General features: G+C 43.6%; 13 protein-coding genes. 2 read left to right on the plus strand and 11 right to left on the minus strand.

The window, feature by feature from the left end; translation table 11 throughout:
• Window positions 1–235 (minus strand): transposase zinc-binding domain-containing protein (locus G587_RS26785; protein WP_196812596.1); only part of this gene is annotated, 235 nt, incomplete at its 3' end.
• Between the two features lie 221 nt (window positions 236–456).
• On the opposite strand from G587_RS26785, the gene clpX reads away from it, so the two are divergent.
• Window positions 457–1,983, plus strand: coding sequence for an ATP-dependent Clp protease ATP-binding subunit ClpX (gene clpX, locus G587_RS0115660; RefSeq protein WP_026493024.1), 1,527 nt, complete (start codon window positions 457–459; stop codon window positions 1,981–1,983).
• Window positions 1,984–2,030: 47 nt separating this feature from the next.
• Here clpX and arcC read toward each other — a convergent pair whose 3' ends face one another.
• The 6 genes from arcC to G587_RS0115690 form a co-directional block, all read right to left on the minus strand.
• Window positions 2,031–2,966, minus strand: coding sequence for a carbamate kinase (gene arcC / locus G587_RS0115665; RefSeq protein WP_026493025.1), 936 nt, complete (start codon window positions 2,964–2,966; stop codon window positions 2,031–2,033).
• Window positions 2,967–3,045: 79 nt separating this feature from the next.
• Entirely contained in the window at window positions 3,046–3,678 is a 633-nt protein-coding gene (locus G587_RS0115670) for a DUF6553 family protein (protein ID WP_026493026.1), read from the minus strand.
• Window positions 3,675–5,609, minus strand: coding sequence for a glycoside hydrolase family 2 protein (locus G587_RS0115675; protein WP_035787013.1), 1,935 nt, complete (start codon window positions 5,607–5,609; stop codon window positions 3,675–3,677). Before G587_RS0115675 ends, G587_RS0115670 begins: the two co-directional genes overlap by 4 nt.
• 13 nt (window positions 5,610–5,622) lie before the next feature.
• Entirely contained in the window at window positions 5,623–6,372 is a 750-nt protein-coding gene (locus G587_RS0115680) for a DUF975 family protein (protein ID WP_026493028.1), read from the minus strand.
• A gap of 110 nt (window positions 6,373–6,482) precedes the next feature.
• Window positions 6,483–7,031, minus strand: coding sequence for a hypothetical protein (locus G587_RS23110; protein ID WP_051201087.1), 549 nt, complete (start codon window positions 7,029–7,031; stop codon window positions 6,483–6,485).
• A 13-nt stretch (window positions 7,032–7,044) separates the two neighbouring features.
• A complete protein-coding gene (locus tag G587_RS0115690; RefSeq protein ID WP_196812597.1) occupies window positions 7,045–7,449 on the minus strand; it encodes a hypothetical protein in 405 nt (134 codons plus the stop codon).
• Between the two features lie 242 nt (window positions 7,450–7,691).
• Between G587_RS0115690 and G587_RS0115695 the strand changes: the two genes are divergently transcribed.
• Window positions 7,692–10,097 (plus strand): Tex family protein, encoded by a 2,406-nt coding sequence (locus tag G587_RS0115695; RefSeq protein WP_026493030.1) that lies wholly within the window; start codon window positions 7,692–7,694, stop codon window positions 10,095–10,097.
• 86 nt (window positions 10,098–10,183) lie between these two features.
• Here G587_RS0115695 and G587_RS0115700 read toward each other — a convergent pair whose 3' ends face one another.
• The 4 genes from G587_RS0115700 to tnpA all read right to left on the minus strand — a co-directional run bounded on the left by G587_RS0115700 (window position 10,184) and on the right by tnpA (window position 13,701).
• Entirely contained in the window at window positions 10,184–10,726 is a 543-nt protein-coding gene (locus G587_RS0115700) for a PepSY domain-containing protein (RefSeq protein ID WP_026493031.1), read from the minus strand.
• Window positions 10,727–10,918: 192 nt separating this feature from the next.
• Entirely contained in the window at window positions 10,919–11,611 is a 693-nt protein-coding gene (locus G587_RS0115705; protein ID WP_026493032.1) for a YczE/YyaS/YitT family protein, read from the minus strand.
• A 132-nt stretch (window positions 11,612–11,743) separates the two neighbouring features.
• Entirely contained in the window at window positions 11,744–13,150 is a 1,407-nt protein-coding gene (locus G587_RS0115710) for an MATE family efflux transporter (RefSeq protein WP_026493033.1), read from the minus strand.
• A 92-nt stretch (window positions 13,151–13,242) separates the two neighbouring features.
• Window positions 13,243–13,701, minus strand: a complete 459-nt coding sequence (tnpA, locus tag G587_RS23115) for an IS200/IS605 family transposase (protein ID WP_051201088.1) — start codon at window positions 13,699–13,701, stop codon at window positions 13,243–13,245.
• Window positions 13,702–13,805 lie beyond the last annotated feature (104 nt).

Raw genomic sequence — 13,805 nt, forward strand, 5'->3', positions numbered from 1 at the left:
CACGTTTCTGTGAATACATGGCACCACATGTAGGACAGAATCTTGAATGACAACGAAAGGGAATAAATTTGAGAGTACCACAATCAGGGCAGCCATACATGGCACCGCCATAGGCAGGGTCTCCGCAATTGAGCATCTTATCGATGTTTTCCATTTCAGTTTTGCGGGGATGAAGAGTATATTGAATTTCTTCGTAATGATCGCGGAACAGATTTTGTAGTACGTTTCGTTTCATAAAAATCATTATGAATGAGTTGAGGCAAAAAACAACCCCACCCCTCATGATTGAGGGGCAGGGGAGTTGAGGTGCCGTAGGCACTTTTTTATATCATACAAGAAAATTGCAAGCAAATTGCCTGATATGTATAATAAGATGATGACATTAAAAGGTTATGGTGCGAATTGGAATAATTTGGTCGCATTGATATAAGCATTAGAAGTGGAGTAAAAAAATTTATGGGCAACAATTTCGATAATAATAATGACGATCTGGATTTCAGAGAGGTTCCGGAATCCGAGATCAAAAGTGATAAAGCTGAAAGTAAGGTGAATAACGATACAACGGATAATAAGGAGAGTGATTACGAGGATGTGTGCTTTATATGCAGACGTCCTGAGAGCAAGGCAGGCAAGATGTTTCACCTTCCTAACGGAATATGCGTCTGTGATGACTGTATGCACAAGACCATGGACACAGTCAGCCAGTTTGATTATCAGAACCTTCTGAACAATCCCGACCTTATGAATGAGCTTAATAAGCACAACGGAATGCCGGGGCTTAATTTCATGAACTTTGGTGACTTCATGAATTCAGGCGGAATCCCTAATTCACAGAAGATCAAAAAGAAGAAGGAAGAGGATATCAAGGTTAAGCCTGAGTTTAGCATTGAGAACATTCCTGCGCCTCACATCATAAAGGGCAAGCTCGATGACTATGTAATCGGCCAGGAGCAGGCTAAGAAGATAATCTCTGTGGCTGTTTACAATCACTACAAGAGAGTTAAGACAGGCACAATGGACGACATCGAGATTGAAAAGTCAAACATTCTCATGATCGGACCCACAGGTAGTGGTAAGACCTACCTCGTAAAAACACTGGCTAAGCTTCTTGATGTGCCGCTTGCTATCACTGATGCTACATCCCTTACAGAGGCAGGTTACATCGGTGATGATATCGAGAGCGTTGTAAGTAAGCTTCTGGCAGCAGCCGGTAACGATATCGACAGAGCCCAGCAGGGTATCATTTTTATAGATGAGATCGATAAGATTGCAAAGAAGAAGAATACTACTTCAAGAGACGTAAGCGGAGAGTCAGTTCAGCAGGGAATGCTGAAGCTCCTTGAGGGATCAGATGTTGAGGTTCCGGTTGGAGCAAGTAGCAAAAATGCTATGGTTCCCATGGCAACGGTTAATACCAGAAATATTCTGTTTATCTGTGGTGGTGCCTTCCCGGATCTTGAAGAGATCATAAAGCAGAGACTGAATAAGCAGACCTCCATCGGTTTTGATGCTGATCTTAAGGATAAATGGGATAAGGATCCTGATCTTATCACCAAGGTTACTATTGAGGATCTTAAGAAGTTTGGAATGATCCCTGAGTTCCTCGGAAGACTTCCGATCGTATGCACTCTGAAGGGATTGTCCAAGGAGATGCTGGTGCAGATCCTTAAGGAGCCCAAGAATGCGATACTTAAGCAGTATCAGAAGCTCCTTGCTCTTGATGAGGTTAACCTTGAATTCGATGATGATGCACTTGAAGCAATAGCTGAGAAGGCTATGGAAAAGGATACGGGAGCCAGAGCTCTTCGTGCCATTATTGAGGAGTTCATGCTGGATATCATGTATGAGATTCCGAAGGATGATAACATCGGAAATGTAACGATAACAGGAGATTATATCAGAGGAAAGGGTGGTCCCAGAATTGAGCTTAGGACCATGGAAGTACCGAAGGCTATTCCTGTGAAATCTGTAGAAAATTCATAATAAAAACGCTGTCCGTAAAGGGCAGCGTTTTTGATATTCGGGATATTTTATGCAGTAATGAAGGTACCTGCTTTTCCTTTTAAAGCGTCTCCAACCTCTGCAAGAGAAGTGATGAGAACACTTCCTGAAGGATTCTTCTTGAGGTATTCGATAGCAGCCTCAATCTTGGGAAGCATATCTGTTGCACCAAACTGGCCATCGCGGATGTACTGCTCTGCAGTAGATACGTTCATGCGCTCAATGGGAGCCTGAGTGTCCTTACCGAAGTCTGTGTAAACGTAAGGAACAGAAGTAAGAATGATAAGTCTGTCTACGCCAAGATCAGCGGCGAGCTTTCCTGCGATAGCATCCTTCTCGATAACTGCAGAAGCACCCTTAAGTACGTGGTTCTGCTGGATTACAGGGATTCCGCCACCACCACAGGCGATAACTATCTGACCTGCGTCAGAAAGTGCACGGATGGCATCAATCTCAACGATATCTATAGGCTTGGGAGCTGCAACGATACGAAGGTATCCTTTTCCGGGTACTTCCTGTACGAAGTTGCCCTTCTTAACTTCATTATCAGCGTCTTCCTTGGACATGTATCTGCCGATAACCTTGGTGGGAGCATAGAAGGCTTCATCATAGGGATCAACAGTAACCTGAGTCAGAATTGTGCTGACAGGAGTTGATATTCCGCGGCTTGTGAGCTCGCTCTTAAGGGAATTCTGCAGATCGTAGCCGACATAACCCTGGCTCATTGCGCTACATACGCTCATGGGAGCGGGAGTGTAGTCGATATAGATTCTTCGAAGCTCTGTCATGGCCTTGTGTATCATGCTTACCTGGGGGCCATTACTGTGTGTTATGTTAAGCTGGTAACCTGCCTCTGCGAGATCAGCAAGAGCCTTTGCAGTTACCTTTGTGGCTTTCATCTGTTCATTGGTGGTGTATCCGAGGGCTTCGTGTCCAAGGGATACAACGGCCTTCTTGTTTTCCATTGCGTTTCCTCCCGATTGTGCTAATAAAAATATGTCTCATTTTACCATATATTGGTTTTGTAGGATACCTTATATGATGTTAATTAGAGCGTGTGGCCATATATTCGTTCCACAGCTTTTCCCCATTTTGTAAAAGAATGCAATAAGTTTCCTTGAAAATCTTGTATATGGGTTTGGATTTTTCAAAAAGATCGTAGGATTCAGGGACTTCGTGGAGTGCGGTATCGATATCTCCTGCGATTTTAAGGCCTACGTTTTTATCAGGCATGGGTATTATGCCAAGGAAAGCTGTGCCGTAGGTCTTGCTGGAGGTGCAGGAGGTTATATAGCAGGCTGCAAAGTCCTTCCATTCCTCAAGCTGATAGGAGTCGATATTGTCACTATAGGCACCAAGTGCAGTTAGATAGCTTTCAATCTCCTTGCGTCTTCTGCCGTTTAAGAAGGATATGGCGGATGCCCTGTTAAGAGTCATTAGCATCATGAAGGCGCGCATGTAATTATCCACCCACTGGTTGTTTTTCTTCTCATATCTGTTGTCGAAGAGCTCTAAGTAGCGCTTTGCATCTTCAGGAGTTATGTCGCTCCAGATTCCGGAGGCCTCCTGATTCTCGCTCAGGTACTCGAGGTGGGCTCTTCTCTCAGAGAAGTCCTCTATCTCATGAAAATTGTTAATTTCCTTTGGTTTGTCATAAAGATTGTTATTTTTCATCATCTTTTCATCTCTAACTTATTATGCCTGCGGTCGTAGGTCAGTATGCCGTTTACTTCCTCCTCAACGTCTGAGAGCTGGGTGTAAACCGCACCTGCAAGGCCCTTCTGTTTGAGGCTTTCTATAGTCTCGTCCATAAGCGTTTTATAGGCCTTCTGAAAATCGGTAGGAGTATCGAATTTCTTGTAGCCGAAAACTCTGTCCACGCTGCTGTGGTTCTTGATATAGCAGGTATAGCCGCCATATTCGGAGATTACGAAGGCGCGGTGCTTTTTATCTGCAACGACATTCAGCGGTCTGAAATAGTTGTGGACACTTCTGAAGTCTCCGCCATTTTCATCAAACCATCCGCTGGCCTGGTCGACAAGCCTGTTGTCAGCAAACTGCCTTGCGTGTATTGTTGCGGCGGATGCATTGAACTGTCCCCATCCCTCGTTGAAGAGAACCCATACCGAAATGCTGGGAACATTTATAAGGTGCTGGATGGTCTCCCTCATCTCATGGTTCCATTCCCGTCTGCCGTCAGCAGATTCTCTCGAGAATATGTGATAGTTGATGGGACCGTCTGGCATGTGTCCGAAGATTCCCGGGAAAAGTGTAGGCAGGTAGGAGACTACAGGCTTTGCATAGGATGAACCTCCGCTTACCATGTCCTGCCATACTATCATTCCGAGTCTGTCGCAGTGGTAGTACCATCTTGCAGCTTCGATTTTTATGTGCTTTCTTAGCATATTAAAGCCGAGCCTTTTCATCTCAGTAATATCGAAAATCAGGGCCTCATCACTTGGTGCGGTGTAGAGACCATCTGGCCAGTAGCCCTGATCCAGAACACCGTTAAGGAAATAGGGCTTACCGTTTAAGAAAAATACGGGGTTACCGTTATTATCAAACTGTTTGGTGAAGGAGCGCATTCCAAAGTAGCTCCAGGCTTCGTCATCACCTGCATTTATGCATACCTGATAGAGATAAGGATCCTCGGGGCTCCAGAGGTGGGGCTTGGGAATAGTAATCTTGCAGGAATATGTATAGCGGGATTTGTGCTTGGCTTCAATATCCGGTGAGAAGGTACTGAGTTCATCGGACTGATGGCTGAAGGAATCGCGGAAATCCTCTGATTCGAAGCGCTGACGGTTTTTGTCATTTCTGCTTGTTGTGAGGCCCTCGTTTTCTGCAATGAGGATCTCTTTGGAGGAGTCCATTATCTTGATGGAAACAGGACACTTGTGATTGGTGTGGACGGTTACATAGATAATGTCCAGAGCTTTATCCGGAAGGATCCTGTAGGCTGTGATATGTGTTCTCGGTACTACCTCCATCCAGACTGTCTGCCAGATACCGCTTTGGGCAGTATAGTACATACCGCCGCGCTTAAGTGTCTGCTTACCTCTGCTGTGGTAGGAGGAATCGCTGTCATCCTGTACGCAGACTGTGAGAGTGCCTTCAAGGGTAAGCTCATCCTCGGGGCTCTTTTGCTTTAATTCTTCAGTTATATCAATTGTAAAGGGAAGATATCCGCCGGAATGAGCACCAACGGGGGCACCGTTTATGAAAACGATGGCGCGCTGATCCACGGCACCAAAATGTAAAAGCACACGGTAATCCTTTGAAGGAAGCTTAATTGAAGGAAGCACCTTCTTATACCAAAGGTATTCATCGGGCTTTAGCTGTCTCTCGACGCCGGACAATATTGCCTCAGGTGAAAAAGGAACCAGAATGGTTCCATCCATCTTGCGGGGATGGGCATTGCTGCCTGAAAAGGCGTATTCCCACTCTCCGTTCAGATTTATATAGCTGTTACGGACGAACTGCGGACGAGGGTATTCCTGTAAAACATTCTCTTTATCAAGAGAATCGCCCCAGACCGTTGTCAATCTGTGCAGTACGTCGTCTTCGTGTGTCTTATCTATCGCGTTAATTGCATCTATTAAATCCATATAGTTTTCCTTCTTATGAATTAGTGTTTTGTGCAGATACAGCTACAAGGTCCTGATAGAAAGCAGCATCAGAAGCCGCAACGTAAGCTGTTACCCAGAAAAACGGAACGAAGCATGCAAGCATACCAATGAGCCCAAGTGGAATGAAGCTAAGGTAAAGGAGAATGAGTCTTCTCTTATTGCCCTTCATGAGCTTTGAGCTTGTCTTTAAAATGGAAGTCGCCGATTTGTCCGGAAAATCCTGAAGAATGTAGTAGGACTGGGAGAAAGTCAGACGAACATAAAGATTGATAATAGCGAGGATACCGATTACTGCGATAACTGCGTAGGTCACCTGGGGCTCGATACTGCCTGTGATCTTAGCATTTCTGGCGAGTACAACTGAGAGCACCTGAATCGGAATCATTGTAAGGGTATCCATAACTGCGATGGGAACCTGGAGCTTAATTGCCTTGTCAGGGTGATTCTTGAAACCGTGGAACAGATCCCCAACCGATACGGACTGCCCATATATGATATTCATGAAAAGATAAGCGAGTCCTGAATCAAATACACCCAGGAACAGGTTTACCAGAATTGTAGCTGAGAAAAATACCAAATATGAAATAAGGCTACTTGGAATTATAGAACCGACTATAAAGTTAACGACTACAAATGAAATGAATCTGTAAAGAATAATTGCGGAAATTGTTGTGCCATAGTGCCCGATGAGCCTGTCTCTTGCTGCGGCTTTAAGGGCGGATGTTTTGTTGAAATTTTTCATAGCTTCCTCTTGTGTTTTTTATTGTGAAATGGAATATGCCATTCCCAAAAATAAGGCGAAGCGCTAAGGCCTCACCTTATATAATGATCAGTGCACCTCTCAGGTGAAAATCAAACGGCTGCATCGAAGCTGGAGCCTATAAGACCACTGGCTGCGTCAGCTGATTTCTTATTTTTCTGATATGGATTATCTTCATTTTTGTACATTATCTGAGTGGTAGTAAGTCCGCCGGATACATAGGTGCGTCCGCACTCGGGACATACTGCGGTCTGGATTTTTACAGAAGCCTGTAAAACCTTGCCGTCGCCCTCGGCTGCCTCCTTATAAGCGTTGGATACGTGCTCCTGCTCATGACCGCGAACTCTTGAGGGAGCAGCTTCGGGAGATATGTGAGCTGCGCTCTTAAAGGATACGTTTTCGTTAGAACCGTCTATATATTTGCGATTCTTACAGGTCTCGCATTCAGCCGGTGATGAACGCATGCCGGGCTTTTTCTCAACGGATTCTCCGGGATTAAGGCTTACCTTGCCATCACCCATGACAGGACCTGCACCTGCCGCTGCCTCTGAAACTGTTCCGGAGCCGCCGTTATTAAAGGCAGGACCAAAGAACCCTGATGCGTATGAACTATTAAATCCAATTCCACTGATACCACTCATAAGCACATCCTCTTTAATTCTCTGCAGGAATGTCGAAGCTTATTCCGAGATTATCGGTGATCTCATTAAACATGGCGTCAAAGCTTCTGCCGGTGACTGCCTCGGAATACTGATTCACCATTCTGTGCGCTTCGGGATCGGTGAAAACCGTCACGAAGGATGTAACAATCAGTGCATATCCCCCAAATAATCCTACAAGACCAAAGGCAATTGCACGCTTGGCCTGCGGGAAAAGCTTGCCGTTACTATCACGTGTAAGAAGAGCAAGCGTTACAGCGACTCCTCCGAGAATAATGGAGAGATAGACGCTAAGTAAAAGTGCTATTGAAACCAGACCTGTTATTGAGGCTATGGTAGCCATGGAAACCCTGGGATTTAGAGGGTTTCGAGACTGGTTATACTCAAAACTTTCAGTCATTATCAGTTAGTTGTAAATCAGTCTGAAGCTGAATTACATTTTCCTCCTCTGTCATCAAAAGATAACATTATTTCACCTTAAGTTTACCGCAAAAACAGGGTATTGTGTATTAAATTTTGATGAAATATCAGGGTGATTGAAAAAGTGGGTGACATCATAGTAAAATAGACAATGTGCATGCTTTTTTAGCATTGATTTTGAAGGCTTATAAGCCAATAAATTCAAGGAGTTTTACAGTCAGTATGGATATTTTACAGAAGATCACAGAAGAACTTAGTGTACAGAAATGGCAGGTTGAGGCTGCAGTCAAGCTTATTGATGAAGGCAACACCATACCATTTATTTCACGATATCGTAAGGAGGTAACAGGTTCTCTTAACGATGAGCAGCTCAGAACTCTGGGCGAGAGACTCACCTACTTAAGAGGTCTCGAGGAGAAGAAAGAGCAGGTTATTTCCAGCATAGAGGAGCAGGGTAAGCTCACAGACGAGCTTAAGGCGAAGATCATCGCTGCTGAGACAATGGTTGCAGTTGAGGATCTTTACAGACCTTACAGACCCAAGAGAAAGACAAGAGCATCTGTTGCGAAGGAGAAGGGCCTGGACGGACTTGCAGATATTATCCGTGCACAGGAGACCACAAAGACTCTTGTTGAGGAAGCTACTCCTTATGTAAATGAGGAGAAAGAGGTTAAGAACATTCAGGAGGCTATTCAGGGAGCCATGGACATCATTGCCGAGGAGATCTCTGATAATGCCGATTACCGTACATACATCCGTGAGGAGACCTGGAATCAGGGCTTTGTTACATCAACTGCAAAGGACGAGAAGGCAGAGAGCGTTTACGAGATGTACTACAACTTTGAGGAGCCTGTAAACAAGATCCTCGGACACAGAGTCCTGGCTCTTAACCGCGGCGAGGCTGAAAAGTTCCTTACAGTTAAGATCACAGCTCCCGAGGAACAGATCCTTCGTTTCCTTGAAAAGAAGACGATCACAAAGGAAAATCCTGAGACAACACCTGTACTTCAGGCTGTTTGCAAGGATTCCTATGACAGACTTATTGCTCCTGCCATCGAGAGAGACATAAGAAATGAACTCACAGAGAAGGCAGAGGACAGCGCTATTGGCGTATTTGGTAAGAACCTTGAGCAGCTCCTTATGCAGCCTCCTATCGCAGGTAAGACAGTACTTGGATGGGATCCTGCTTTCAGGACAGGCTGTAAGCTTGCAATCGTAGATGCTACAGGAAAAGTCCTTGATACAAAGGTTATTTATCCCACAGCTCCTCAGAACAAGGTTGAGGAAGCAAAGGCAGAGCTCAAAAAGCTTATAAAGAAATATGACGTAGACCTTATCTCAGTTGGTAACGGTACTGCTTCAAGAGAATCAGAGCAGGTAATCGTAGAGCTTATAAAGGAGCTTGATAAGCCGGTTCAGTACGTTATCGTAAACGAGGCAGGGGCTTCAGTATATTCGGCAAGTAAGCTTGCAACAGAGGAGTTTCCCCAGTTTGATGTAGGACAGAGAAGTGCGGCTTCCATAGCAAGACGTCTTCAGGATCCTCTTGCAGAGCTTGTTAAAATTGATCCACAGAGTATCGGTGTAGGTCAGTATCAGCACGACATGAATCAGAAGAAGCTTGGAGAAGCTCTTTCAGGTGTAGTTGAAGACTGCGTTAACAAGGTGGGCGTTGATCTTAATACAGCATCAGCTCCACTTCTTACTTATATATCAGGTATCAGCAAGGTTATTGCCAAAAATATTGTTGATTATAGAGAAGCTAACGGCAAGTTCCAGAGCAGGGATGAGCTCCTTAAGGTTCCGAAGCTCGGACCCAAGGCCTTTGAGCAGTGCGCAGGATTCCTCAGAATCCATGACGGTAAGAATGCTCTTGATGACACAAGCGTGCATCCTGAGTCATACGAGGCAGCAGAGAAGCTTATGGATAAGCTTGGTCTAACCATGGATGATGTAAGAGAGGCTCAGAAGAAAACAGCCAAAGCCAAGGCTGATGCCAAGAAGGCAGAAGCTAAGGGTAATTCTGACAGAAATAAGGGTAAGAATACCAAGAAGGAAAAGACATTTGTTGTTAAGAATACCAGTACCGCTATGGGAGCAGCACTTGCTGCAGCATTAAACGGAGCAAATCTTGTTGCAGATAGCGCACAGTCAGCTTCTGATAATGGCGCTGCTAAGGGTAAATCCGGCAATAAAGCAGGCTCAGGTAATGGTGCAGGATTTGCCGGTGGAAGCCTCCTTAATAAGGTGGGCGATAAGAAGAAGCTCGCTGAGGAGCTCGGAGTTGGTGAGATCACTCTTACAGATATTCTCTCAGAGCTTGAGAAGCCTTCCCGTGACCCCAGAGAGAGCATGCCTGCTCCTATTCTTAGAAGTGATGTCATGGACATGAAGGACTTAAAGCCCGGAATGGTTCTCAAGGGAACAGTCAGAAACATCGTAGACTTCGGTGCTTTCGTGGATATAGGTGTTCACCAGGACGGACTTGTGCACATCTCTCAGATCACTGACCGCTACATCAAGCATCCTCTCGATGCAGTAAGCGTTGGAGATATCGTAGATGTCCAGGTTATCGAGGTTGATGTAAAGAAGCAGAGAATCGGACTTACCATGAAGATAAAGAAGTAAGTAGATTTTTAAAGAAAATGATAGGTTTAGAAATATTATTATAATAGAGTGTAAAGGCTGCTGCAGTTGACTGCAGCAGCCTTGAATTAATGATCAATCTCATAATCAAGAATTTGTCCATCTGATACTCTGATATCGTATTGGTATTCTTTTCCATAAATATAGAATACAACTTCATAGATGTTTTCACCCTGATCGTAGTCGTTTTTGACTTCAGAGCCGGTGGTCTCAGCAGCGGTGTAGCCTGCGTGCTTTAGAGCAATTTCAAGAGCCTGATCAGGGGTTATCTCCTGCGGAGATGGAACAGGATTGGATTCCCTGAGCTTGCGTTTTTTCTCGTCATAGTACATATAATAGAGTATTTTACCGGTAGAAGCCTCTATTTCGTAATAATACTCATCGGGTTCTACAACGAAACCTATATCATATTGTGCAATTCCATTTTCGACTTCTCTTTCAGATTTTATGATAACGACCTCATCTGCATTAAAGCCTGCATTCAGAAGAGCAATCTGTGTGGCTTCGTCTAGAGAAATCTCTGTGTTGGTCATAGCACTTGCAGGTGAAAAAAATAAAGTGGCTGCCAGAACTATGGCGGTAATAGGGATTGCTAAAATGATTTTTTTCATTTGGAAACTCCTTGCAAAAAAAGAGATGAATCAATTCAAATCATCTGTAAAGCTGTAAGTTTTTTACATCTATATATTTAATTATATGGTTTTTAAGAAAGGTAAGGATGAAAGGTTTATTAAATATAGATAAACTCTTTTGAAAAAAGGCTATGGAAAATCAATCTTCCATAGCCTTTGGTATTCTTACTATTATTTTGCGTTCTTGCCATATCTTAGAGGTCTTGCTACATGAACATTGAAGAACTCGATGAGAGGTCCCATGAAAAATGCAGTAATAATGGTTCCTATTCCCGGGAGAACACCCATCACAAATCCCAGTCCTGTGCAGATGAGGTCACAGGTTATTCTTACAAATTTAAAGTCCCATTTTTTCTGCTCGGACAGAGAGAGTGCTATTGCGTCGTAGGTTGACACACCGAGGTCACTTGTGAAGTATAATGCAGAACCAAAGCATATGATTACAATCGCTACGAGAAGGAATACAATTCTTATTAAAAATGTCGGCTCGGGTATCAGCCTGATCCAAATACTATAGGAGAAATCAACCACATAACCAAGCAGAAACAGATTGATGAAGGTTGCGATTCCTATCTTCTTTTTATCCAAAAAGAAATCAAACACCAGCAGCACCATATTGATTATCATATAAACGATACCGTAGCCGATGACTGCGTTTGCCGGATCAAATTCTGTAAAGAACCTTGGTGTTCCATCAGTCATTATATGCAGGAGCTGTGTCCAGATTCCGTGGGCAAATACCTGGAACGGATCCATTCCCATAAGTGAAAACTGGAACATTCCAACGGAAAAACCTGATATAAGTACGCCTCCAAAGGTCATGGCAAGGCGACGTTTCATTTCTGCGTCAATCTTTTTTAACATTGATTCCTCCAAAGAAGATTACGATGACTTCATGTATGCAAAAGCGGAAGAAGTCATATTTTGTTACTCAAAGTACTATAGCAAAATCGATTTTGGGCAACAATGTCATTTTGTGTGTTCTTTTTCTGATAATCATGCCTTTTTGTGCTCTTTTTCATCGGATGCGTAATTGATGATATCAGGATTCTTTACTATTTGAGCTTTGCCCTTCCACTTAATGTTGTAGTAGATGAGCTCTACCACGCAGCAGCACATCCAACCCACGGGATAACCAAATCCTACCCACTTCGGGTCATTTACTATGAAATGAGTTAGTACGAAGAGATATATCTGTCTTACCACAACGAAGGTTGCAATCATAATGACCATGGGACCTCTGGAATCACCGCGTCCGCGAAGGGCAGCAGCGAGAGTGTGGTTTACGCAGTTTGCAATAAGGAAGAACACGTTTGTCTGAATGAAAAGTGCTCCGAATTCGATAACCGACTCGTCTGATGAAAAGAGTCTTATTGCAGGTCTTGCAAATATGTAAAGCATGAGGGCAATAACAAAGGTAACAAAGGTTGACAGAAGTATAGCTGTTCTGGTTCCTTTTTCTGCTCGTTTTTCTTTTCCTGCGCCGATGTTCTGACTGACAAACGTTGTGGCAGCCATAGCAAAGCTGGACATGGGCAGCATTATGAAGGTATCGAGCTTGTTGTAGCTGCTCCAACCTGCCATACAGCTTGAACCGAAGTGATTTATGTAGGATTGCACGAATACATTTGAAAAAGCAGTGATGACTGACTGTATTCCTGCAGGGAGGCCAACCATGAAGATGCCTTTAAGGATAGTTTTATCAAGTGTCAGATCCTTCCAGACAAGCTTGTAGATATCGTTTGTCCTTGTAAGAAGCATCAGCGTGAGAATGGCTGAAATAAACTGGGAAATGATGGTTGCATAGGCAACACCTGCAATTCCTGCGTGGAGACCGATTACGAAGACAAGGTCAAGAACGATGTTCATAAGACTTGTCAGAATGAGGAACATAAGAGGCCTGGTGGTATCGCCCACAGCTCGCAGTATTCCGCTTCCCATGTTGTAGATTAGAAGACCGGAAAAACCAAGAAAATATATTCTGAGGTATGTAGTAGCATCCGGCATAACATCTTCAGGAGTGGCCATAAATTTAAGCATAGGTGTAACGCCGATACTTCCGATTATTGTAAAGAGAACGCAGAAGATAAGCGTAGTTGCAATTGTTGTTTCGATAGCAAGGTGGAGACCTTTTAAGTCCTTTCCACCAAAATATCTTGAGATTAAAACTCCTGCTCCTATTGAGAAGCCATTAAAAAAGAACACCAGCATATTTACAATCATGGTGGTGGAGCCCACTGCAGCAAGGGCTTCTTTTCCTACGAAATTGCCCACCACGATTGAATCCACGGTGTTATATAACATCTGAAAAATATTTCCGAACATAAGCGGCAGTGAGAAAGCAATTATTTGCTTTAATATAGAGCCGCTTGTCATGTTTCTTGTTGTGGTTTTATGTGCCATTTTTGTTTTCCTGATTTTCTATATATTGTTTTATGATATATCAGCGAGAAAACTCCTTCCGACATAGTCGGTGGGGGATGAATCGCTGACCCTCAGCGCTTTGATTTACTATATCGTCCTGTCTTTTCATATTTTCTTTTGTGGTCATCCGTGCGCTGGCTTTCTATATATTTTTTCACTGTTTCAAGTGAAACTGATCCGGTTGTGGCGCAAAAATAGCTCCTGCTCCAGAAAAGAGCATCTCCCCACAGAAATTTTTCCAGATGCTCACGATATTTGATCCTGACTTCTTTAGAGAGCTGTGACTTTAAGGTGTTTATCAGTTTTACCGGAGCAACATCCGGAGGCATGGAGATAAGCATGTGTATGTGGTCTTCGTCTGTCTCAGCTGAGAGCATATCGCAGTTCATCCTTCCACACAGATAAGCGGCGTGATTTTTCATGAAATCCCCCATCTCATCGGTTATCACTTTTTTCCTGTATTTAGTGACAAAAATGATATGATAGGTAAGCAGGTAAACTGAATGTGAACCTCTTCTGTAGTTATCCATAAAAACTCCATCTAAAAAGAACAAATGTTTTGATTACTCTTGGAAATTATGCTATAATACTAATATAATCTTTTGGAAAGGAAATCTCAACTGTGTATAGGACA

The sequence above is a fragment of the Butyrivibrio sp. XPD2002 genome (assembly GCF_000423945.1).
Taxonomy (GTDB): domain Bacteria; phylum Bacillota; class Clostridia; order Lachnospirales; family Lachnospiraceae; genus Butyrivibrio.